The organism is Sorangium sp. So ce321, from assembly GCF_051530195.1.
Lineage (GTDB): Bacteria > Myxococcota_A > Polyangia > Polyangiales > Polyangiaceae > Sorangium.
Map to the genome: position 1 here is coordinate 2572702 of NZ_CP150329.1, position 22571 is coordinate 2595272.

A 22571-nucleotide genomic window follows, 5' to 3' on the forward strand; every position below is an offset into this window, starting at 1 on the left:
AGCGAATCGGCTCTCGCCCGGCCTGCTCGCGCAGACACAGGCGCTCTCCCATTGCGAGCGCCTGTGTACTCGGCTGTAAACCGATCGCGAAGGCGACAAATCGCGCCACGCGGCGACAAATCGCGCCAGACCAGGGCGCGGCTCCGGCGACCGACGGTGCCCTCCGCGTCGTCGATCGGGCGTCGTGAACGCCGTCGACGCTCCGTCGCCCGACCGGCACGCGCGCACCCGACCGGTACGCAGTGGACCGAGGCGTGCTAGAAGGCGGCGTACATGAGCAAGCTCTCCGAGCGCGCGTTTGCCGAGCTGGTCGAGGCGGGGTGTCCCTCGTGCGGGGGACGGCAGCTGAGCTTACGCTCGTACGTGGACGGGCTCGTTCCGCTCATGGAGGGCGAGCCGGTCGGCCCGGTCAAGTGGGTCTACAAGGGCGAGATGTTCGTCGACGGCCTGTACGAGGTCACATGCGGCGCGTGCCAGCACGTCCTGTTCAAGGACGATCGCTGCCCGCGGTGCCATGGCGAAGGCGGCCTCGCGCGCGGGCTCACGACGACCAACGCGTACGCGGTGCCGGAGCGGTGCCCGCGGTGCGAGCACATCGAGGTGCGCTTCATCGCGTTCGTGCCAGCGCGCGTGAAGTACGAAGGAAAGCGCGCGGACAAGGCGCAGACGAGCGTCGAGCTGCACGACCCCGGGTTCCACGGCTACCGCGTCGACTGCAAGGACTGCGGCAAGATCGCCGAGCGCGCGGACGCGTGCCCGATCTGCGAGAGCCCGGCGCCCATCCGGGCGCGCTTCAGCTGATCGAGCGGCCAATGAAGGCCGCTGCCGATACACCCCAGGCGCTCGGGCCGTCCAGGTGCGCAGCCCCGCGCTACTCGCCGAAAGCGAGGTACGTCGCCGAGATCCTCCACAGGCCGCCCTCGGCGAGCGCCGACAGCTCCCACTCGAGCGTGTGCTCGCCCGGCGCGCGCAGCTCGTCCGCGTCCCAGGCGAACGGCGGCGACTCGCTCCCTGGGCACCAGTTCGCCCTCGGCGCCCTCACGCTCTCGATCGCCCCGCACGGGTTCTCCAGGCAGTAGTCGAAGCCGGCGTCCGCTGGCCCGTAGTGCGTGAGCGTGCAGAGCTCCTCGCAGTCGCTCCGCCACGGCTTGATCCGCTCGATCTCGGCCCCGTCCACCAGGATCCTGTGGGTTCGCTTGCAGAACTCCTCTGCCGGCCCGATGCACCCCGTCTCGATCTCGCCGCCCCCGTGGCCGGTCGCGCGGTATTCGAGGCGCGAGCTCACGGTCCCCTCGGGCACGCGCACGGAGAGCGGTCCTGGCCTGTCAGCGCTCGTCTGCGATCCATTGAAGAGCGGGATCACCGCCAGCACCTTTCTCGGCGCGGGCCCTTGCACCGCCTCGATCGTCGCGCTCACGTTCCACCCGCCGTTCGAGCCGCTCACTTGCCCGCTCCCGTCGGACCATGTCGGGATCACCGCCCGCAGCCGGTGCTTGCCCGCGGCGAGCCCGTTCGCCACGTCCGTGATGTCCACCTCCAGGTGCAGCGGCCCCCCGAACGGCGTGATCGCGCGGACCAGCTCGATCCCGGGCGGCTCGACCGCCGGATCGGCCGGATCGTCCAGCGAGAACTCGAAGTTCCGATCGAACGCGTCGCAGTCCGCAGGCCAGCTCTGGCCTTCGGGCGGCGGGTTGTCCTCCCACGTCTCGAACGGGTAACATGTGGTCTCCAGGTCCACGACGAGCTTCACGCTCGCGAAAGGCCCGTCGGGGAGCTCGAGCTCCGTGTTCGCCTGCTGGAAGTTCGGCTGGCCCGAGTCGCTCGTGATCCGGACCTTCTCGAACGCCGTGATCGAAAGAGGCGTCGCCGTCTCCCCGTCAGTCGAGCTGCCGCCCGAGCCGCCCGAGCCGCCCGACCCTCCTGTCCCGCCGGCCCCGCCGGCCCCCGGCGGCGTTCCCCCGGGCGCCTGCGGCGCGTCCTTGCCGCAGCCGGATCCCCCCATGACGACGGCAAATACGAGCGCCGCGGCGAGGGCGCCTCGCGCACAACATCCAAGCGACATGGAATCCTCCGGGCCGTGCCTGCTGGCTGGGCGCCACGATGGCCTGCGTGGCGCCCGCTGCGGTAGCATCCTCCTCGCCATGTCACTCCACATCGATCATGTCGTCCTGTGGGTCGAGGATCCGCTCCGCGCGCTCGAGTTCTACACCCAGGTGATCGGGCTGACCAGCGTCCGCGCCGAGGAGTTCCGGGCGGGCAAGGCCCCGTTTCCGAGCGTTCGCCTGTCCGAGACCTCGATCCTCGACCTGATGTCCGTCTCCTCCGCCGAGTTCCTCCGGAAGTACACCGGCGAGGAGAAGCCGTCGGCCGCCGGAAGGCCCATCAACCACGTCTGCTTCGCGATGGATCGCGACGAGCTCGACGCCCTGGCCGCCCGGCTCGCCGCGGCGGGCGTCGCGATGCACACGAAGAGCAGCCCGTCGTTCGGCGCGCGCGGCTCCACCGTGCACTGGTTCTACTTCCAGGATCCGGACGGAAACACGCTCGAAGCACGTTATTACGAAGAGACGCAGCTCTCGAGCTGACCGCGGAATGCGGGCGAGCGCCGCTCGAGGCGAGGAGGCCCGGTCAGCGCCAGCGCGCCCGCTCGTCGCGATTCGCCTTCTCCCCTCCCGTCTTCCGCCTGCGCGTCACTCCACCGGAATGAACCCCTCGAGCGCCTCGAACAGGCGCGCCACGACGGGCAGCGTCGGATCGGTGTACGCCGCTTGCTGCGACGCGTCCGCGAGCGTCGCCTCCTTGAGCATGTGGCTCATCCCCTCGATGACGACCAGCTCCGCGTCGGGCCGGGCGCCGGCGAGCAGCTCGGCGTCCTCCACCTTGACCTGGATGTCGGTCGTCCCTTGCACGATGAGGATCGGCGCCGTCACCGCCTCGATCTCCGCCGCGGGGTCGTACTTCATCCACGAGACGATGTACGGCTGCACGCTCGGGCGAAACAGCCCCATGAACAGCGGCGTTTGCGGGACCTCCTCCACGAGCTCTCCCGCCTCGAGCTGGCCGATGATCTCGTAGGCTCTCTCGCGGTCCTCGTCCGCCAGGCTGGCGAGCTGTTCGCGCAGGACCGCGCCGACCGGCCGCCCCGCGCCCGCGATCGAGACATAGCCGTCGATCTCGGTCCCCTGGGCCACCAGCATCCCGAGCAGCGCGCCCTCGCTGTGCCCCGCGACGGTGACCGTCGCGAACCGCCCGTCGTCGCGGAGCTTCTTCACCCACAGCCCGGCGTCGTCGGCGCCCATCTCGAAGCGCATCTCCTGCTCTTCGCGGGGCGCCGCGGCGACGCTCCCGCCGATCCCGGCCTTGTCGTAGCGGATCGACGCGATCCCCAGGTCCCGGAGGCCCTCCGCCAGCAGCCTGTAGGCGCTCGACCCGCTGCCGTCGGCCGCGCTGTTGCCATCCCGGTCGTTCGGCCCCGACCCGGGGATGATCAAGACCGCAGGGAACGGCCCGCACCCGGCCGGCACCTCGAGCGTGCCCGCCAGCGCCCCGCGCGCGTTTTCCACCGCGATCTCGGCGCTCGCCGCCTCCGGACACGCGGGGGTGTCCGGGGGCGGCCCTGCGTCGCCCGGGAGCGCGCTGCTTCCGCCGGGAGGCGGCGCGCCGTCTTCGCCGGCTCCGCAGCCGGCGCCGAGGGACGACAGCGGGAGCGCGGCCGCGCAGGAGACAGCGAATGCGGCGCGGCGCGCCGGGACCAGGAGACACGATCGCAACGACATGACGAACCCTCCGAACAGGCAAGGAGCGGTATTCCGCCGCCGGAGCGCACCGGTGCGCCCTCGCGGCGAGCGAGCATGAGCGAGCACGAACGAGCGCGCGTCACGCGAGCCGCGGGCCGCGGACCGCGGGGCGCGCCGGGGAGACGGTCAGCCGAGGTGCGCGAGCGCGACCTTCGACAGGATCTCCGACGCGAGCACGAGGCCGATGAACCCTGCGACGAGCGCCGCGCCGCGCAGGCCGGAGGCGTTCTTGAAGGCCTGGTAAAGGAGCGTCAGGAACCACGCGAGGCACAGCGTCGCCGCGACGGCGAGGGCGGCCAGCCCGGGCGTGAGCCTGGGCGCGCCGGCCGGCGCCTCGGGGGCGAGCAGGGCGAGCGCGAGGGCCGCGAGCGCGAGCGGCGCGCGCGCGAGCCCCGTCACGCCGAGGAAATCGATGAGCCGGACGCGCCGCCGCAGGAGCCGCGCGTAGGCCCAGAAGAGCAGGGCGGGCAGGGGCCACGCGACGACCTGCTCGAGGAGCGCTGTCCTGACCGGGATGACGTCCGGCGTCGCGTGCAGGTCGAGGAAGCCGTCGAAGCGGACGCCGAGCCGCGTGATCGCGACGCTCAGCCCGGCGAGGGCGAGCCCCGCGGCGGCGGCGACCCCGCCGCCGAAGCGCTCGAAGGGGTCCAGCGCGAGCCGCCAGCCGCGCCGGGGCGGCCGCGGCGCCATCGTGGCCAGCAGCCGCTCGCCTTCCGCGGGCTTGATGACGTTGTCGCGCACGAGCGCGCGAACTCTCTCGTCGGGCGTGGTGATCATCATAGTCCCACCTTCCGCAGCGCCTCTTCAGCCTCCTTCGCGGAGAGCCGCCCGTTCTCGAGCGCGTCCAGGATCTCGTGCCGGCGCCGCTGAACCCCCTGCTCCAGCGCGTCGAGCCGGCCGATGACCTCGTCGAGCCGGTTGCGCACGGTCGGGTAGCTGACCTGGAGGTGCTGAGCCATCGCCTTCAGGCTCCCGGACGAGCGCACGAACGCGGTCACGAAGGCGAGATCGTCCGGCGGCAGCTGGAGCAGCGCGGGGATCTCGAACTGACCGTCCAGGTTTGTTCCGCAGGCCTGACAGCCGAGCCGCGTCGCGCGCAGCTCGCCGTCACAGCTCGGGCATCGAACGACGAATCTTGCCACGGGATGACTGTATTATTGGCGCGCGGCCAATAATGTCAATCTCGTGTTTAACAAAATTGATTTCGAGTTTTGATTTTTTGATCGGATGCCGGGCTACCCCCGCCCGCGGCGGCTCAGCGCCGCTCGCGCCGCCGCGCGAAGGCGAGCGCGACGAGGAGGCCGGCGATCGCCGCGGGCGCGGGCGCGGACGAGCCGACGGCGCGGTAGCTGCAGCCGCCCTCGTCGCCCTCGTCGCCCCCTTCGTCAGCCCCGCCGGCGCCCGAGCCCGAGCCGGTGGCGCCGGCGCCGGAAGCGGCGGAGGTCGACGCGCCGGAGCCGCTCGCGGCGCCGCCGCCCGTGCCAGCGCCGGTGCTGGTGCTGGTGCTGGTGCTGGCGCTGGCGCTCGTCGTGGCGCCCGCGCCCCCGGTGTTGTCGGCCCCGCCGGTCCCGCCGCCGCCTGCGCCCCCGGCGCCGCCTTCCCCGGTGGAGGGCAGCTCGGGGCGGACGTCCTCGAGCGTGTCGCCCTCCACGGCGTCATCGAGGACGATGATCGGGCTGTCGGTGAACTCGGCCGGGTTGCGCAGCAGGCCGAGCTGCGTGAAGTGCGCGTTGTTGTCGGCGAGGGTCTGCGCCTGGCCCGCGGTGACGACCTGCTCGCCGTCGAACCACACGTCGACCGAGCCCTGGGACGGGTTCGTCGACCACCGGACGTGCAGCGCGATGCGGTGCCACACGCCGGGCGTCACCGCGCCGTTCGCCTCCCAGTGCACCTTGTTGTTGGGCTTGCGCGTGGCGAAGCTGATGCGCTGTCCGACGACCTCGAACGACATCATCTGATTGTACGTGGCGTCGGACTCCCAGTACCCGATCTGGGTCGGCGGGTCCGCCGCGAGCGCCTCGGGGAGATAGAAGCTCCAGGCGAAATACGTCTGGGCGCCCTCGGCCGTGCGGCCCGCCGCCGGCTTGTGGTTCAGCTCGACGCGCTTGATGCCGTTGCTGGGCCACACGGCGTCATTGGTGAGCTGGATCTGCCCGGCGCGCGTGCCCTGCAGGACAGGCGACGTCACCACGGTGATGTGCTCGCCGTTCAGGCTCGTGTTCCACTGGGACAGGTTGCCTGTCTCGAAGTCTCCGGTCCAGACCGGCGCCGCCGAGGCGCCCGTCGTGACCGTCATGGCCAGCGCCGCGGCGGGCGCGGCGGACAGGAGGAGCGACCGCCGCCCGAGCAGCGCTCGGCAGCGGGCAAGCAGGGATCGGTGTGCGATAAGGTGAGCAGCAGAAGTCATCGGCGGATCTCACGCGTTTTCCGGCTGGCCGTCAACCGCGAAGGCGCGCGCGGGCGCGCCAGGCGGCGTCAGGCCGAGAGCTCGATCCAGAGCTCCCGCGTCTGCTGCGACGGCAGGTGGATGAGCTGCTCTCCGGTGTTGAGCGCGTTGCCGGGGCAGGTCCACGGCTCGAGGCAGACGAAGTCCTTGCCTCGCAAGGTCCACACGACCCAGCGCGTGAACTCGGGCGAGCCACGGACGGCGATGCGCACCCCGGGATCGCCCGCGATCGAGAGCGCGCTCTCGGTGGAGCCGTGATCGAGCAGGTGGAGGTCGACCTCGGGCTGGGTCAGGTCGAAGCCGGAGAAGGGCACTTCCTTCTTCGAGGTGTTGTCGAACGCGCGCGTCGCCCGCGTCTCGATCGAGGCTCGAGGCTTGTCGGCCTGGGCGACGGCGAAGTACGGGTGGAACCCGGCCCCGAACGGCATCGGCGGCGCGCCCTCGCCGGTCTCGTTGGTGATGCGCAGATCGATCCGGAGCGCCCTGCCGCGCAGCGTGTAGGTGAACTCGGCGCGGAAGTCCCACGGGTACTGCGCGCGGGTCGCCTCGCTCGAGCGCAGCCCGAGGCGCGCGTAGGCGCCGCCCGACGCGAGGGTCCCGCGGTCGTCGAGCGACCACGGCAGGGCGCGCGCGAAGCCGTGCTGCCGCATCTGCCCCGCCGCGCCGGACGTCGACCAGGCGTCGCCGGCGAGCTTGCCCGGCGACGGGAAGAGCACCGGGTTGCCGCCGCGCACGTTGGCGGTCGGATCGTCGAACGTGGCGCGATCCAGGTAGAGCAGCTCGCGGCCGCCGACGGTCAGCTCGGTCAGGATGCCGCCGCGGGCCGGGGCCAGCACCGCGCGGCTCGCGGCGTCGCTGTCGGCGAGCTCCACGGTGGGGATCGCGCCTTGGATTTCCTTCACGCTGAACATGGGTCCTCCGGTCTCCTCGTCACCTGTGCAGCCATTCGAGCAGCGCGACAAGCGCCGCGAGCGCCGCGATCGGGAGCGCGATCCACCCGAGGACCGTCGCCCAGCCCCGGCGCAGCGAGCGGCCGCCGCGATCCTCGCACGCGAGGCAGATCGCCCAGACCCGCGCGCCGCCCTCGGTGAGCACGCAGCAGTCGCCGCACACGGGCGCGTGGCAGCGCGCGCACGGCCCCGCCGCCTCGGCGCCGCAGCGCGCGCAGCGGGCGACGGCGCCGCCGCCGTCGCCGTCGTGGAAGATCAGGCCGCCGGACATGCGGCTGCGCGATCCGGCGGCGACGCGCGACAGGTGTACTCGTAGACGGGCACGGACGTATCCTCCGCCCCGATTCTGCAAGCTCCGCGGGACCGAGACAACAGGGAGCGCCGGGCCCTCGGTGGGCGCGGCGCGCCGCCGGGCGCGAGCCGCCTCGGGGTCGAGAGCGCCTGCCGGATCGCCGCGGCTGCGGTCTCCGAGGAACCTGGTACGATCGCCCAGGAAGCCCATGCCGTACGCCAGCGAGACCTCGCTCGTCCCGATCCCGCCGCCCGGAGAGGACGAACTCCCCCACGACGACGGTGAGCCCATGGAGAGCGATCGCCACCGCAAGCAGATGCTCCTGTTGATCGAGTCGCTGGACCTCTTCTGGAAAGGTCGCGACGACGTCTATGTCAGCGGCAACATGGCGATCTATTTCAGCGAGCTCCAGACCATGAAGAACGACTTCCGTGGTCCGGACGTCTTCGTGGTGCTCGACACGGTGCGCCGGGACAGGAAGTCGTGGGTCGTGTGGCAAGAGAACGGCAGGACACCCGATCTGGTGATCGAGCTCCTCTCGGAGAGCACGGAGTCGGTCGACCGCGGCGAGAAGATGCGCATCTACGCGAAGGTGCTGCGTGTGCCGGAGTACTTCATGTTCGATCCGATAAAGAACATGCTGGAAGGTCATTTGCTCGACATCGGCTCTCGCAGCTACGAGCGCATGGCCTCGAACGCGGACGGCGAGCTGGTCAGCCAGCAGCTCGGGCTGCGTCTCGGCGTGCGCGAAGGCCTGTACCTGGGCAGCAAAGGGAAATGGCTCCGCTGGCTGGACGCCGACGGGCGCGTGCTCCCCACCGCGGAGGAGCAGGCCCGCGCGGCGGAGGAGCGGGCGCAGACGCTCGCGGACAAGCTCGCGGCGTACGAGAAGCGCTTCGGACCGCTCACGTGAAGTCCACTCACGCGAGCCGGTGAGCGCCGGCGGGTCGCGCGCTCACGAAGCGCTCGAGCCAGCGCGACGTCGCCTCCCCCTGCGAGGCCCCCGCCCGCCCTGCTCAGCGCAGGCCGGGCAGGCCCAGGCCGGGCAGCGACTTCCCGACCGCCGCGACGAGCTGATCGTGCGTGATCGTACCCGCGAGGCGGAACGGAAGATCCACGTTGAGCGTCTCCCCGCCGATCGCGACCGTGCCGTTCACCTGGTACGGGACACCCCGGCCCTGCGCCGTCAGCACCGCGATGCTGGTGAGATCCTGCCACTTCACCGAGAGCGGCACCTGGAGCGGCGTCCACCGCTTCGCGGACAGCTTGAGCGGCGCGGGCACGGTCACCGTGCCGACGTCGTACTTGCCGTCGAGCAGCACGTTCGCCTTCACCGAGCGCGTCGAGAGATCGATGCTGTTCGGGTTGTACACCTGGATCTGGACCCGGAGATCGATGCCCTGGGCGGTGACGGCGGTCACCGCGGCGACCTCAGGCCTGAGCGTCGGCGGCTCGGGGCGCGAGCACGCGACGAGGGGGACGGCGGCGGCGAGGAGCAACGAGCGCACGGGAGGAGGTGTGGCGCGGAATCCCATGGAGCTCAACGGAAATCGGGCGCGGCTCGGGCCGCGCGCGGCGCATCGGCGCATCGGCGCATCGGCGCACCGGCGCATCCGCGCATCGACCAGCGCGCTCTCCCGCCTCGCGCTGCCGCCCGCGCGGGGACGCCCTCGATCTGCTATGCCCGTCTGATGGGCATCCTCCCGCTCGCCGAGCGCCTCGGGAAGAGGGCGCTGAACAGGTCCGGGGTGCAGAGCCGCTGGGTCGACACGTCGGTCTGCAGGCTGCACCTCTACGATGCCGCGGGCACGGGCCCGCTCCCGACCGTGGTCCTGCTCCACGGCATCGGCTCCTCGGCGCTCCCTTTCGCGCCGGTGCTGCAGCGCCTCCGGCGGCGCGCCCGCCGCGTCATCGCCGCGGAGGCGCCGGGGCACGGGTGGAGCGCGCCGCCGGCGTCGGCGTTCACGCCGGAGTGCCTCTCCACCGCCATGAACGAGCTGCTCGGGCGCGAGCTCGACGAGCCCGCCGTCGTCGTCGGCAACTCCCTCGGCGGCGCGGTCGCCGTGAACTTCGCGCTGAGCTCGCCGGACCGCGTGCGCGCGCTGGTGCTCGCGTCGCCGGCCGGCGCCTGCATGGATGAGACGGAGCTGGCGGAGCTGCTCCGCGTGTTCAAGCTGCGGTCGCGGGCCGACGCGCGCGCGTTCTTCGCGCGCCTCTACCACCGCGTCCCCTGGTTCACCCCGCTCGTCGCCGGCGACGTCGTGCAGATGTTCTCGCGCGAGACCATCCTCTCCTTCACGAGCTCGGCCCGGTGCGACCACGCCTTCACCCCCGAGCAGCTGCGCTCCCTCTCGATGCCCATCCTGCTCATCTGGGGCCGCTCGGACCGGCTGATGCCGAGCGCCAACCTCGCGTACTACCGGCGGCACCTCCCGCCGCACGCGGAGATCGAGGAGCCCGAGGGCATCGGCCACTGCCCGCACGTCGACGACCCGCGCCGCTTCGCCGAGCGGATCGTCGCGTTCGCGCAGGAGGTGCTCTCGCGCGGGGCGAGCGCGGCGCCGGCGTCAGGCGCCGGCGGGGAGCGCGCCGCGCCGCCCGATCAGGGCACGGGCCAGGCTGCGACGTAGCGGGCTGATCCGCTCGCCGTCGCCGTCCTCGCCGAGGAGCACGCGGCGCTCACTCCCGCGCCGCGGCCGTCGCCGCCGCGGCCGTCGCCGCCGCGGCCGTCGCCGCCGCGGCCGTCGCCGTCGGCTCGGCCGCGCGCTCGCTCTCGGAGAAGTCGAGATCGATCCCGACGATCTTCATGAGCCGCAGCGCGTTCGCGCTCGTCACGACGCCGGGCTTCAGCTTGTAATCGAAGGTCATCCGGTCCTCGACCACGAGCTCCTCGAAGTGCATGTTGCGCACCCGGCCCGCGGTCTCCTGCTCCAGCACGGCGAGCCCCATGTCGTGGGACGACACAGCGCCGATGGCCCCCCGCTCCACCAGGTGCCGCACGACCGCCCTGGCCCCGATCTGGCGCTCCCGCGCGTTCGTGCCGTGGAGGATCTCGTCGAGCAGGAACAGCACCCGCTCGCCCGCGTCCACGCCGTCGACGACGCGCTTCAGGCGGGTCAGCTCGGCGTAGAAGTGCGAGACGCCGTGCTCGAGCGAGTCCTTGATCCGCATGCTCGTCCGGACGCGGACCGGCGACATCGACAGCGACGACGCGCAGACCGGCGCGCCCGCGAGCGCGAGCGCGGCGTTCACCCCGATCGCGCGCAAGAGCGTGCTCTTGCCCGACATGTTCGAGCCCGTCACGAGCAGCGCGGCGCCCGCGCCCTCCAGCGAGACGTCGTTCGTCACCCGGCGGTCGCGCGGCAGCAGCGGGTGGCCGAGCCGCGTCGCCGCGAAGCGGGGCTCGCCGTCCCGCACCTCGGGGTAGGCGTAGTCGGGGTTCTCGTGCGCGAACGTCGCGAGGCACGCGAGCGCCTCGACCTGCCCGAGCGTCCGCATCCACGCCTTCACGTGCTGGCCCGCGCGCAGCTTCCACCGCTCGAGGGCGACCGCGCACCAGACGTCCCAGAGCAGGAAGATGTCCGCCAGCAGGTGGATGAGCCCGCTGTGGCGCAGGTCCGCGTAGCCCACGCGGGTCTCGAGCGCCGTCATCTCCCGCGAGGCGAGCACGCCCGAGGGCCCGGCGAGCGCGGCCTTGAGCTCGTCGAGCAGCGCCGACGAGAACGCCTGCTGCTCGATGCGGGCGAGGAGCGGCCGGTACCGCGCGAACGGCGCCTCGCGCGACGACGCCGCCGCGATGATCGGCGCGATCGCGGGCCGCAGCGCGAGCAGCACGAGGAACTGGGCGCAGAGCGGCAGGAGCCACGCGTGCCGCAGCAGCCCGAGCTCTGCCCCCGGGAAGAACCTCGGCGCCGCGAGCAGCGCGAGCGTCAGCGGCACGAGCACCTTCGCCGCGGTCAGGAGCGCGCTCACCGGGAGGCCGCCGGCCCGCGCCTCCGCGCCGAGCAGCGCCGGGGGCGCCTCGGCCCACGCGATGAGCGGGCCGGCCTCGCGCCCGCGCGCCCCGGCCTGCATGCCCTCCACCGCGAAGTCTTCACGGAACGCGCCGAGGCCGGCGAGCTCGCGCACCGCCGCCTGCCGCGCCGCCACCTCGGGCGCCGGGGCGGGCTCGGCGAGCCACGCCGCGAGCGTGGCCTCGCCCTCGCCGGTCTGGGCCACGTCGAGCAGCTGGAACAGCGACGCCTGCCCGAACACGTCGAGATCGCCCGCGTAGTCGTGGTCCGGCGCGGCGAAGCGCGCGCCCTGCTCCGGGAAATCGGCGAAGTCGCCGGCGACGCGCCGCTTGCCGCGCACGTAGAGCCCGATGCGCTGCTCGACCTCCGTCATCCGGGTGACGAGCCGCGCGTGCGCGACGAGCAGCCCGAGGAACGCCGCGGTCACCGCGATGGCGGCGTACGCGACCCACCGCGGCACGTCGCCGAAGAGCGCGTACCCCCCGGTCACGGCCGCGGCCACGAACGAGACCCCGCGCAGCACCGAGAACGTCCTCGACCGGCGCTCGAGGGCGCTGGCCTCGGCGCGCAGGACCGACAGGCGGTCGTCATAGGCGGACAGGACGTGCTGCGAGACGGCGTCGGGGGGCGGGTCCACGGGGCGCTGTCCATAGGCCACCGCGGGCCGTGCATCCAGCGGGAGGGGCCGCCCCTCACACGAAGGCCGCGAAAGCGTGGAGGCGTCCTGCCCGGCTGCTCGTACAATGGCGCCATGGACCAGAACCTGCTGGATCGCCTCAAGGCGTACACCGTCGTCGTCGCGGACACCGGCGACATCAACTCGATCGAGAAGTTCCGCCCCCAGGACGCGACGACGAACCCGTCGCTCATCACCGCCGCGGCCCAGATGGCCGAGTACACGGACATCGTGGGCGGCGCGCTCGCGTGGGCGCAGAAGGAGGCGAGCCGGGGCGACGAGCCAGGCGACGCCGTGAGCCTCGCGTTCGACCGGCTCGCCGTCGACTTCGGCCTGCGCATCCTGAAGATCATCCCCGGCCGCGTCTCGACCGAGGTCGACGCGCGCCTCTCCTACGACACCCAGGCGACCATCGAGAAGGGCCGCCGCATCATCCGCCTCTACGAGGAGGCCGGCGTCTCGCGCGAGCGCGTCCTCATCAAGATCGCCTCGACCTGGGAGGGCATCCGCGCGGCGGAGGTCCTCGAGAAGGAGGGCATCCACTGCAACCTGACGCTGCTCTTCGGGCTGCACCAGGCGATCGCGTGCGCCGAGGCGGGCGTGACGCTCATCTCGCCGTTCGTCGGGCGCATCCTCGACTGGTACCTCAAGGACACGGGCCGCAAGAGCTACGCGCCGGCCGAGGACCCCGGCGTCGTCTCGGTCACGAAGATCTACAACTACTACAAGAAGCACGGCTACAAGACCGAGGTGATGGGCGCGAGCTTCCGCAACCTCGACGAGATCAAGGAGCTCGCCGGCAGCGACCTGCTGACGATCTCGCCGAAGCTGCTCGCCGAGCTCGCCTCCACGCCCGGCGATCTGCCGAGGAAGCTCGACCCCGAGGCGGCGCGCTCCATGAACATCGAGAAGATCACGATGGATGAGGCGACGTTCCGCGCGATGCACACCGCCGACCGGATGGCGAGCGACAAGCTCAGCGAGGGCATCGACGGCTTCGCGAAGGCGCTCGCGTCGCTCGAGGTCCTGCTCCGCGAGCGCCTCCAGCAGACGCCCGCCTCCTGAAGGCGGGCGAGGCGGCGCGCGCGCGACGAGGGGCGACGGCGAGGGGCGAGCCCCGCGAAAACAGGCCCCTCGCCCGGCGCCGCGCCGTCGGGGGAAGAAGGCGGAGGGCCGGCTTGCGTACGGCCCTTCCACTCTTCTAGGATTCGTCGACTTGAAGTGCTCTCGGGACGCAATCGACCGCGCGCCGTCACGCGCGGCGGATTGCAGTTCTCTTTCCGGTTCGCCGGTGGAGCCGTCCCTGGCGCCAGGTCATCGAGGAGGCGAGGTTGAAGCTCACGTCACAGGAGTACTGGGAGAACCACTGGAAGGGCTACGCCGACGCCGAGGACATGGGGGGCGGCTGCGAGATCTACGACGACGTCGCGCCGTTCCTTCCGCGCGGAGAAGGTTTGTCGTTCCTCGAGATCGGATGTGCCCCGGGCCGCATCCTCGCCGACTTCTGCGGGAAGCTCGGGTACGAGGCCTACGGCCTAGATTACGCCTGCGAGCCGGGCGTCGTCGAGCAGGAGCTCACGAAGCGCGGCATCCGGGTCGGCAAGATCGAGAAGGGGGACTTCTTCTCCTGGAAGCCAGCGGAAAAATTCGATATCGTTGCTTCCTTCGGCTTCATCGAGCACTTCGGTGACGCGGGGGCGGTGGTGGATCGGCACTTCGAGATGGTGAAGCCGGGGGGCATGGTGGTCGTGGGGATGCCGAACTTCGCCGGCGGGCAGAAGGCGCTCCACTGGCTGCTCGATCGCAAGAACCTGAACGGCCACAACACCCGCATCATGAACCTACCGTTCCTGGAGGCCGCCGCCCGGCGCAACGGCGCCGAGATCGTCCAGGCGCGCTACACGGGCGGGCATTTCGATTTCTGGCTGGACGACGAAGCGCCGCTCCTGGCGCGGCGTGTCATCTGGAAGCTCGTCCCGCCGATCAAGGCCATCGCTCGCCGGGTGGTCCCTGGCGAGACGAATCCCTGGTTTTCCCCCTTTCTTTTCGCCATCTACAGGGCGCCCAGGCTGGCCGGGGGCACACCCGACGCCTGAACTTCCCCGATGAGCGAGCCCCTCGAGAATCCCCTCTCCCCGCCGGCGGTCCAGGACGCGGACGCCGACCGCCGTTTCCGTGAGTGCGCCCACCGCCATGGCTGGGATCCGGACGATCCGTGGGTGGGAGGGTACGTCGCCTGGGAGTGGCGGCACAGCCGCCACGCCTACGACGACCTCTTCACGTCCGTCCGCGGCAAGAAGGTGCTCGAGTTCGGCTGCCACCTCGGCGCGACGTCGGTCGTCCTCGCGGCCCTGGGCGCGGACGTGACCGCGATCGACGTCGACCCCACGTACGTCGAGCTGACCCAGCTGAACGCCGAGCGCCACGGGGTCGGAGACAAGGTGCGCGCCGTTCACGTCCCCGACACAGCCTCGATGCCGTTCGCGGACGAGGAGTTCGAGCTCGTGTCGTGCAACAGCGTGCTCGAGTACATCCCGCCCGAGGCCCTCGGCGCCGTCCAGCGCGAGATCAACCGGGTGCTCGAGCGGTGGGGGTTCATCGTCATCCTCGGCACGAGCAACCGCCTCTGGCCGATCGAGCTCCACAGCCGCCGCCCGCTGATGAACTACGTGCCTCGCGCGCTGCGCCCGCTCTTCCCGGGCAGGTCGATCTACAGCGTATTTCCCTGGCAGCTCCGGCGGGGGTTCGGCGACTATGCGGATATCTCGCAGCAGGATCGGGGCCGGCTGATCGTCGATCTCAAGGCCAAGATGGGCATGTCCGGGCCACGGCTCCTGGCCTTCTCTGCGGCGAACCGGGTGCTCGGGCCGCTCGGGATGCACGTCGGCTTCGTGGCGCCGACGGTCACGATGGTTCTTCAGAAGCGCGGTGAGGGAGGTACAGGCAATGGCTGACGGGAGGACGCGGGTATACATTACCGTGGACGTGGAGTGCGCTGAAGAGCGCATCACGGGCGACAACATCTCTCCCGCGATGGGCTACGACCTCCGCATCTGGGGCCGCTTCGTCAACCAGCGCGATCCCCTCGGCATCGAGCTCATCATGCGCGAGCTCGAGGCGTACGGGCAGCGCGGGACGTTCTTCGTCGAGGCGATCGGCTCGTACAGCTTCGGGATGGACGGGCTCACGAACGTGTGCCAGGCGCTCCACGGCCGCGGCCACGACGTGCAGCTCCACGTGCACCCCGTGCAGCGGCGCGCGGACTGGCACACCCGGGGCGAGCGCCGCGTCTCGGACGACATCGCCGACTACCCGGTCGAGGAGCAGGCGCGGCTGCTCCTGGAGGGGCGCGACCTGCTCGTGCGCGCGGGCGTCCCCGAGGCCGAGCTGCTCGGCTACCGCGCCGGCAACTTCGGCGCGAACAACGACACCTGGCGCGCGATGAAGCGGGCGGGGCTCGTGCTGAGCAGCAACTACAACCCCTGCTACTTCACCAAGAACTGCAAGATGCAGTATCCCGGCGCGCGGCTCGGCCTCTTCGAGACGCCCGAGGAGGGGGTGTACGAGCTGCCGGTCACGAACTTCATCGAGCCGACGAAGCGCTTCAGGCACCTCCAGATCACGGCGGTGACGCTCGACGAGATCAAGCACTGTCTCCTCCGCTATCGCGCGCTCGGGGTGAAGGAGGTCACGCTGGTGACCCACTCCTTCGAGTTCTACTTCCTCGACTCGGCGGCGGAGCGCCGCGGCTACCCGAACCGGCTCAACGTGGAGCGGCTCCGCGGCCTCTGCCGCTTCCTCAAGGAGAACTCGAAGGATTTCGAGGTCGACACCGTGGGCGCCCTCGCGCGCCGGCTCGCGGACGCGTCGCCCGAGACCGACGAGGGCGCGCCGCCCTCCCTGCAGTTCCCCCACTCGAACGCCATCCACCACGCCCGCCGCGTCGTCGAGCAGGCGTACAAGCGCGTCGCCCAGCGGCTCAACTTCGGCTGACCGCGGCCGGCGGCGGCCGGGGCGGCGCGGCCGGGGCCTCGCCGGGTCGCGCCGTCGGTGCGGCGGCGCGGACGGCGCCGGCGCTCCGGTGCTAAGTAGCGCGCATGCGGCTCACCGGACAGATCCACGTATCGCTCAAGGGCAGCATCATCCAGCGCAACCCCACCCTCTGGGAGAGGGTGAAGCGCGGCCTCGGCGCCGCGGTGGACCTCGACACGGATCGCCTGCGCGTCGAGCTCGAGGCCACCGCCGTGGTCGACCAGGTGCGGCGGGCGCTCGTCAAGCTCGAGGTAGGCAACGCCCTCTCGCTCGTGATCGACGATACGGTCATCTTCCAGGACACCGACGGCAAGCCGGACGACCTGCCCGATCTCGTGCTCGCGCTGTCCGAGCACGCCGCCGTGTTCGGGCGCGGCTTTCAGGAGCTCAGGTTCGCCGCCGAGCACGAGGAGGCGGGGCTGCACCTCGTCATCGAGGCGCGGGCCCGCACCGAGCACGCCGAGGACGAGCCGGCGGGGATCATCTCGGTCGGCGGCCGCCTGCGCGACCTCGAGCCGCGAGCCGGCGAGCCCGCGGACGATTACCGCCGCCGCGTCGAGCCCCTCGTGAAGGACCCGGCCCTGTTCGAGACGGCGCGGCTGCAGTTCGAGTCGTTCGTCGGGCGGCTCGAGGGCGCCCTCAAGGCGGTGATGCCGGAGGCGCGCGTGGCGCAGCACCACGCCGAGGCGCGCGTCGTGCACGCGCCGGGCGGCGATGGCGCGGCCGCCGAGCAGCGTCCGGTGAATCCCACCCACCCGGGCTACGACCCGTTCGTCGTCTATTATCCGCCCAGCCCGCTCGGGATGATGCTCGACGTGATGCTCATCTCGTCGTTCATGCACATGCTCACGCCCCCCCACGTGCTCTTCGTGAGCCCGGCGGGCATGCCGCTCGGCACGGCGCAGGAGGCCGCCGCGAATCCTGACCTCCTGAACGACAGCGATCGCGGGGGCGACGAGGAGCCCGCGGCGGACGACGCGGGCGACGCGGGCGATGCGGGCGATGCGGCAGACGACGTCGACCCGTGGGGCGATGAAGGCGGCGGGCTCGATGAAGGCGGCGGGGCCGACGGCGATTTCGGCGATTTCGGCGATTGAGCCGCTTCACGACGGGCGAGCGTGCTCATCCGTCATGGACGACGAATGGCAATCATGGTACGGCCCATTGCGGCCGTGACCGGCGCTGGCGTGGAGTTCGTCTCGCGCTGACGCGTTGATGGTCGCGCGCGCCGAACCCAGAGCAGGAGAGCGCGATGAAGAAGAGCGAGGCGGCGCCAGGCAAGCAGCCGCAGGCGGCGGGCGGGGGAGATCCGGAGATCGCCCGCGAGGTCCGCACCATCATTGCAGAGCGATGTGGGATGAGCGTCGATGCCGTGACTCCCGACCTGTCGCTCGAGAGCGGCCTCGGCGTCGATTCGCTGGCGCTCATCGAGGTCAACGTCGCGCTGGAGGAGCGATTCCAGATCGTCGCGCCGGATTTCGCGGCGCCCGACCAGGCGCAGATCAGCACGGTGGGCGACGTGATCGCCTTCGTCGAGGCCCAGCTCGCGGCGCGGGGCGGCCGGGGAGGCGCCCCGTGACCGCGCCGCGCACGCGCGCCGAGCGCGAGGCCGCCGCCCGCACGCCCGAGGAGCAGCGGGAGCACGAGCGGCGGGAGGTCGCCGCCCATTACCAGAACGACCCGGAGATCTTCTCCATGGTCCTCGACAGCCGCCTCGCCTACGCGACGGGCATCTTCCTCGACCCCGCCGAGAGCCTCGAGGCGGCGCAGGAGCGGAAGTACGACTGGGTCCGTCGCGAGCTCGACATCCAGCCTGGCGAGCGCGTGCTCGACGTGGGGTGCGGCTGGGGGTCGAACCTCATCTATCTTGCGCAGCACACCGGCGGGGTCTTCCGGGGCGTCACGCTGAGCGACAAGCAGCGACAGGAGGCGCTCCGCCGCGCCGACCGGGCGGGCGTCGCCTCGCGGGTGCACATCGATCTCGCGCACATCGAGGATGTCGACCTCGAGCCCGGGTCGCTCGACGCCGTGCTCTTCGTGGGCAGCATCGTGCACATGCACAACCGCGAGCGGATCCACCAGAAGATCGCGGCCGCGCTGCGTCCGGGCGGCAGGCTGCTCATCTCGGACTGCTATTTCCCCGCGCGCGCCCGCGGGGACCGGGAGAGCGCCGCCACGCAGTACATCTTCGTCCAGGCGCTCGGCTATTGCCGCCTCACCTCGCTCGCCGAGGAGCTCGGGCTGATCGAGCAGGCCGGCCTCGATATCCGGCGCGTCGAGGATCTCACGAGCTCGTACGTGCACACGGTCGCCCGGTGGATCGACAACGTGCGCGCGAACCGCGCCCGCATCGACGAGCGCGCGCCCGGCTTCTCGCGGCTGCTCCAGACCTACATGACCGTGGGCCGGCTGTCCTTCGCGCGCCGCACCGCGCTCGAGTACATGATCGTCGCGACGAAGGCCGGCGGCCGCGAGCGCCTCGGCGTCGCGCCCTCGCCCGAGCCGGGGCGCGCGCCGTGAGCCGCGCGCCCTCTGCGCGGACGGTCGCGGGCCTCCTCAGGGCCCGCGCCGAGGCGACGCCGGACCGGTTCGGGTTCTACCACAAGCAGCAGGGCGAGTTCGTCGGCTGGACGTGGGCGGAGTACTGGCGCCGCGCATGCGCGGCGGCGTCGGGCCTGACCGAGGCGGGGGTGCGCCCGGGCGACCGCGTGCTCTTGCTCGTGACGGACGTCGAGGTGGCGGTGCCGTGCCTCTTCGGCGTCTGGGTGCTCGGCGCGGTGCCGATCCAGGTCGGCGTGCCCTACCGGCTCACGGACGTCGCGGCGTTCCTCGGCGAGCTCCGGCGGACGGCCGCCCGCGTCGGCGCGCGCGCGCTCGTCGTCTCGTCCGCGCTGCTCGGCTTCGCGCAGGGCGAGGGCGGGGCGGGGGTCGACGACCGCTCGCAGATCGTGCAGATCGCCGCCGAGCCGCTGCTCGACGCGCGCCTCGCGGACTTGCTGCCGGGCTCGCTGCCGGACCCGGACGGCGCGCCCGGCCCCGCGCTCATCCAGCTCACGAGCGGCAGCACCGGGCACCCGCGCGGCGTCGTCATCCCGCACGAGCGGCTGATGCTGCACCTCGACGCGATGAGCCAGCGGCTCCCGGTGCGCGGCGAGGGCGCGGGGGGCGTGTCGTGGCTGCCGCTCCACCACGACATGGGGCTCGTCGGCGGGCTGCTCTTCCCGCTCTTCAACGACTTCCCTGTCCACATGCTCTCGCCGCTCGAGTTCCGGACGCGGCCGTTCTCGTGGCTCGCGGAGATGTCGAGCATCCGGGGCGTCATCTCGCTCGGGCCGCCGAGCGCCTATTCCATCTGCATCGGGCTCGCCCGCCGCGCCGTCGAGGCGGGGCTCGACCTGAGCGCGTGGCGCTGCGCGATGATCGGCGCGGAGCCGATCTCCCCCGCCTTGCTCCGCCGCTTCGCCGACGCGTTCGCGCCCACGGGCTTCCGCGTCGAGGCGTTCTTCCCCGTCTACGGGCTGGCCGAGGCGACGGTCGCCGTCACGTTCCCCGACCTGCTCGCCGCGCCGCGCTTCCTCACGGTCGATCGCGGCCTGCTCGAGCGCGAGGGCCGCATCGAGGAGGCCGCGCCCGGCCCCCTCTCGCTGGAGCTCGTCGGCGTCGGCAGGCCGATCCCGCGCACGGAGATCCGGATCGTGGACGCCGGGCGCAGCCCCGTCCCCGAGCGCACGGTGGGGGAGATCGAGGTGCGCTCGGAGACGTTGATGGAGGGGTATTTCGACGAGCCCGAGGCGACGGCCGAGGCGCTCGTCGACGGGTGGCTGCGCACGGGCGACCTCGGCTTCCTCGACGGCGGGGCGCTGTTCGTCACCGGCCGGAAGAAGGAGGTGATCATCAAGGGCGGGCACACGATGATCCCCGCCGAGATCGAGGACATCGCCGCCCGGGTCGACGGCATCCGGGCCGGGTGCGTCGTCGCGGTCGGGCTGTTCGTCGAGGAGCGCCAGACCGAGTCGGTCTACGTGGTGGCCGAGACGCGCGCCGACGCCTCCGAGCACGCCGCCCTCGTGGAGCGCGTGCGTGAGGCGCTGCGGGCGAGCGGCGTCACCGTCGACCATGTCGTCCTGGTCCCGCCGGGCGACCTGCCCAAGACGACGAGCGGCAAGCTGCGCCGCCGCGAGGTCGCCGAGCGGCTGCGCGCGGGCGCCGCTCGATGAGCGCGGGCGCCGCTCGATGAGCGCGGCGCCGCACACAGGCTCTTCCGGATAGCGCTCCCCGTTTGCCACTCGGCCGTCCTCCAGGGGTCTTTTCCGTTCGCCTCGACGAGGGACAGACGTGCCGCGGCGCGGCCGATTTCGCGGGCGCTGCAGGGCAGCACGCGATAAATCCCTGAATCGCTCTCCGGAGCACAACCAAGCGGGACCGTCCATGTTGAGCCGCCCGAGAGACCACAAGTCCACCTGTCCCGCCCCGCTCTCGCCCGAGGCGCGCGCCTGGGAGCTCGAGCAGCTCCGGGCGCTCGGCCTCGATGACGACGACTGGAGCTCGGACGGCCAGTGCCCCTTCTGTGCCGGGCGGCCCCTGGCCGTGGAGAGCAAACAAGAGCGCGGGTGAGCGGCGAGGGGCGGTGCGCCCGGTCTGCGTCTCGCGGCAGCGGGCGTCTCGGGCTCTGACGCTCGAGCGCCCCGACGCTCGATCGGCGGTCGCTCGCGAGGAGCGCCGACCCGTCGCGCTGCTTGTGAATGGGTGTCTGATGCGGGGGAGAGGGCCCTCGCTCCCACCGGGGCTTCCGGAAGAGCGAGGTCCCGGTCGGGCCGGGTCACCGGGGCGAGCGCCCGGGGACCGCGCGCGGATCACTCCGCCATCTTGCTCTTCACCCACTTGCCCGAGTCGGTGAGGTCGTTGTCCGTCCAGTTGCCCATGGTGTTCGACCTGGGCTTGAGGGCGGAGCACGCCTCGGCCTTGTCGCCCAGCGACCAGTTCGCCCAGCTGATGTGGTGCGAGTTCAGGAAGTCGAGCCAGGTCTGCGACTCGCCGAGATCGAGCGTGCCGTTGCCGTCGGCCGAGCAGGTCCCCCACTCGGTCACGAACAGCGCCAGTCCCTTGCCGATGGCGTAGTTGGCCTTGTCGCGCAGGAAGCCCTTGTGCGTGCTGGCGTAGAAGTGCAGCGTGTACGCCACGTTCGGGTCTCTGAGGGGGTTGTCCGCGGCGGCGTCCACGTCCTGCGACCAGTTCGGCGAGCCGACGATGACGAGGTTGTTGGCGCCCTGGCCGCGGATCTCGCCGATCACCGCCTCGGCGTACTGCTTCACGGCGGCCCAGTTGTTCGTGTTGAGCGGCTCGTTGAAGACCTCGAAGATCACGTTGGGCACGTTCTTGTAGGTCTGCGCCACCTCGCGGAAGTAGTTCTTCGCCAGATCCTGGTGCTGGTGCGCGTTGTGATCGTGCCAGTCGAGGATCACGTAGATGCCCTTCGCGATCGCCGCGTCGGCGACGGTCTTCGCCTTGCTCTTCTGGCCGTTCGCGTCCTCCAGGTAGCCGCCCTCTTCCTCGATGCCCATGGCGGCGCGGACGACGGTCGCGTCCCAGTTGTCCGCGATCGAGTTGACGACGTCGGCGTTGTAGTAGTTGCTCCACTGGCTCCAGAAGAGGCTCATGCCCTTGAGCTGGACCGGGGAGCCGTGCTCGCCCACGATGTTGCCGTTCATCACCCGGAGCTGCCCGTGGCGCTCGACGGGCGTCCCGTCGGTGGGCACCCCTCCCGAGCTCGTGCTCGTCGTGGTCGCGGCATCCCCGGTGCTCGTGGTCGCCGTGGTGCTCGAGGTCGCCGTGGTGCTCGAGGTCGCCGTGGTGCTCGTGGACGCCCCGGTGCCCGTGGTCGCCGAGGCCCCCGTCGTCGCGCCACCGCCACCCGCGCCACCCGCGCCGCCCGCGCCGTCGTCCGTCGACGAGTCACCGCAGCCGATCAGCATGGCTGCTTGCAACGCAACCACGGCGAGGCCGAAGGACCACGTCGACCTGCCAAGCACACCGCGAAGCGAAACGCTGTTCATCATGTCCTCCAAGGAAAGTCTCCGGATGGCGCGGCATTAAAGAGGGACCTCCGCGCCATGGCAAGCCCTCTGCAACACAATAATTAAGGGATTTAACTCACGTGGATCTTGTGGACCAGCACACCCCCGCTCACACCCCGGTGCGGTGTGCAGCCCTTGTCATTCGAGTGGCTCGAGCGGCTCGAGCGGCCAGAGCACTGGCGAGGGGCGTGAGGTCACGGCTGCGCGGTGCCGCTTAGACCGAGCTTCGGTGTGCCGGCAACTAAAATTTTCCGCAAGACGCATGCCACTCCGTGAGACCCGCGCAGCGGG

At 71.6% G+C, this 22571-nt stretch carries 23 protein-coding genes; 13 read left to right on the forward strand and 10 right to left on the reverse strand.

The genetic code is table 11. From position 1 onward, the window contains the following. Window positions 1-273 precede the first annotated feature (273 nt). A complete protein-coding gene (locus WME89_RS10010) occupies window positions 274-801 on the forward strand; it encodes a hypothetical protein (protein WP_438008994.1) in 528 nt (175 codons plus the stop codon). A 70-nt stretch (window positions 802-871) separates the two neighbouring features. On the opposite strand, the gene WME89_RS10015 is transcribed toward WME89_RS10010, so the two are convergent. Further along, window positions 872-2062 carry a peptide-N-glycosidase F-related protein gene (locus tag WME89_RS10015; protein WP_438008995.1) on the reverse strand — a complete coding sequence of 397 codons (1191 nt, stop codon included), beginning with the start codon at window positions 2060-2062 and terminating at the stop codon, window positions 872-874. Between the two features lie 79 nt (window positions 2063-2141). Between WME89_RS10015 and WME89_RS10020 the strand changes: the two genes are divergently transcribed. Further along, the gene (locus WME89_RS10020) at window positions 2142-2585 is read left to right on the forward strand and encodes a VOC family protein (protein ID WP_438008996.1); all 444 of its coding nucleotides are present in this window, start codon (window positions 2142-2144) and stop codon (window positions 2583-2585) included. 105 nt (window positions 2586-2690) lie between these two features. On the opposite strand, the gene WME89_RS10025 is transcribed toward WME89_RS10020, so the two are convergent. The 6 genes from WME89_RS10025 to WME89_RS10050 all read right to left on the reverse strand — a co-directional run bounded on the left by WME89_RS10025 (window position 2691) and on the right by WME89_RS10050 (window position 7464). Next, window positions 2691-3776, reverse strand: coding sequence for an alpha/beta hydrolase (locus WME89_RS10025; protein ID WP_438008997.1), 1086 nt, complete (start codon window positions 3774-3776; stop codon window positions 2691-2693). Window positions 3777-3923: 147 nt separating this feature from the next. Beyond that, a complete protein-coding gene (locus WME89_RS10030; RefSeq protein WP_438008998.1) occupies window positions 3924-4577 on the reverse strand; it encodes a YIP1 family protein in 654 nt (217 codons plus the stop codon). After that, complete coding sequence (locus WME89_RS10035) at window positions 4574-4939, reverse strand: DUF2089 domain-containing protein (protein ID WP_438008999.1); 366 nt, start codon at window positions 4937-4939, stop codon at window positions 4574-4576. Before WME89_RS10035 ends, WME89_RS10030 begins: the two co-directional genes overlap by 4 nt. 113 nt (window positions 4940-5052) lie before the next feature. Next, window positions 5053-6093, reverse strand: a complete 1041-nt coding sequence (locus WME89_RS10040) for a polysaccharide lyase (protein WP_438009000.1) — start codon at window positions 6091-6093, stop codon at window positions 5053-5055. Window positions 6094-6272: 179 nt separating this feature from the next. Next, the gene (locus tag WME89_RS10045; protein ID WP_438009001.1) at window positions 6273-7154 is read right to left on the reverse strand and encodes a galactose mutarotase; all 882 of its coding nucleotides are present in this window, start codon (window positions 7152-7154) and stop codon (window positions 6273-6275) included. A 19-nt stretch (window positions 7155-7173) separates the two neighbouring features. Continuing rightward, window positions 7174-7464 carry a hypothetical protein gene (locus tag WME89_RS10050; protein WP_438009002.1) on the reverse strand — a complete coding sequence of 97 codons (291 nt, stop codon included), beginning with the start codon at window positions 7462-7464 and terminating at the stop codon, window positions 7174-7176. 229 nt (window positions 7465-7693) lie between these two features. On the opposite strand from WME89_RS10050, the gene WME89_RS10055 reads away from it, so the two are divergent. Continuing rightward, window positions 7694-8398, forward strand: a complete 705-nt coding sequence (locus tag WME89_RS10055) for a Uma2 family endonuclease (RefSeq protein WP_438009003.1) — start codon at window positions 7694-7696, stop codon at window positions 8396-8398. A gap of 103 nt (window positions 8399-8501) precedes the next feature. Here WME89_RS10055 and WME89_RS10060 read toward each other — a convergent pair whose 3' ends face one another. Next, complete coding sequence (locus tag WME89_RS10060) at window positions 8502-9020, reverse strand: LEA type 2 family protein (protein WP_438009004.1); 519 nt, start codon at window positions 9018-9020, stop codon at window positions 8502-8504. Between the two features lie 156 nt (window positions 9021-9176). Between WME89_RS10060 and WME89_RS10065 the strand changes: the two genes are divergently transcribed. Next, window positions 9177-10115, forward strand: coding sequence for an alpha/beta fold hydrolase (locus tag WME89_RS10065; RefSeq protein ID WP_438009005.1), 939 nt, complete (start codon window positions 9177-9179; stop codon window positions 10113-10115). A gap of 49 nt (window positions 10116-10164) precedes the next feature. Here WME89_RS10065 and WME89_RS10070 read toward each other — a convergent pair whose 3' ends face one another. Continuing rightward, a complete protein-coding gene (locus WME89_RS10070) occupies window positions 10165-12135 on the reverse strand; it encodes a MutS family DNA mismatch repair protein (protein WP_438009006.1) in 1971 nt (656 codons plus the stop codon). A gap of 114 nt (window positions 12136-12249) precedes the next feature. On the opposite strand from WME89_RS10070, the gene WME89_RS10075 reads away from it, so the two are divergent. The 9 genes from WME89_RS10075 (at window position 12250) to WME89_RS10115 (ending at window position 20820) form a co-directional block, all read left to right on the forward strand. Further along, window positions 12250-13239: a transaldolase gene (locus WME89_RS10075; protein ID WP_437652405.1), complete on the forward strand. Its 990-nt coding sequence runs from the start codon at window positions 12250-12252 to the stop codon at window positions 13237-13239. Window positions 13240-13505: 266 nt separating this feature from the next. Further along, entirely contained in the window at window positions 13506-14270 is a 765-nt protein-coding gene (locus tag WME89_RS10080) for a class I SAM-dependent methyltransferase (RefSeq protein ID WP_438009007.1), read from the forward strand. Window positions 14271-14279: 9 nt separating this feature from the next. Continuing rightward, window positions 14280-15128: a class I SAM-dependent methyltransferase gene (locus WME89_RS10085; protein ID WP_438009008.1), complete on the forward strand. Its 849-nt coding sequence runs from the start codon at window positions 14280-14282 to the stop codon at window positions 15126-15128. Beyond that, complete coding sequence (locus WME89_RS10090) at window positions 15121-16167, forward strand: polysaccharide deacetylase family protein (protein WP_438009009.1); 1047 nt, start codon at window positions 15121-15123, stop codon at window positions 16165-16167. The genes WME89_RS10085 and WME89_RS10090 overlap by 8 nt, the downstream gene beginning before the upstream one ends. Window positions 16168-16271: 104 nt before the next feature. Next, on the forward strand, window positions 16272-17303 hold the full coding sequence (locus tag WME89_RS10095) for a hypothetical protein (RefSeq protein ID WP_438009010.1): 1032 nt from the start codon (window positions 16272-16274) through the stop codon (window positions 17301-17303). Window positions 17304-17458: 155 nt separating this feature from the next. Then, complete coding sequence (locus tag WME89_RS10100) at window positions 17459-17785, forward strand: acyl carrier protein (protein WP_437308924.1); 327 nt, start codon at window positions 17459-17461, stop codon at window positions 17783-17785. Further along, entirely contained in the window at window positions 17782-18726 is a 945-nt protein-coding gene (locus tag WME89_RS10105; protein WP_437624930.1) for an SAM-dependent methyltransferase, read from the forward strand. The genes WME89_RS10100 and WME89_RS10105 overlap by 4 nt, the downstream gene beginning before the upstream one ends. After that, complete coding sequence (locus tag WME89_RS10110; protein WP_438009011.1) at window positions 18723-20423, forward strand: AMP-binding protein; 1701 nt, start codon at window positions 18723-18725, stop codon at window positions 20421-20423. The genes WME89_RS10105 and WME89_RS10110 overlap by 4 nt, the downstream gene beginning before the upstream one ends. Window positions 20424-20634: 211 nt before the next feature. Further along, complete coding sequence (locus tag WME89_RS10115) at window positions 20635-20820, forward strand: hypothetical protein (RefSeq protein WP_438009012.1); 186 nt, start codon at window positions 20635-20637, stop codon at window positions 20818-20820. 239 nt (window positions 20821-21059) lie between these two features. Here the strand turns inward: WME89_RS10115 and WME89_RS10120 are convergent, their stop codons facing one another. After that, window positions 21060-22262 carry a glycoside hydrolase family 5 protein gene (locus WME89_RS10120; protein WP_438009013.1) on the reverse strand — a complete coding sequence of 401 codons (1203 nt, stop codon included), beginning with the start codon at window positions 22260-22262 and terminating at the stop codon, window positions 21060-21062. Window positions 22263-22571 lie beyond the last annotated feature (309 nt).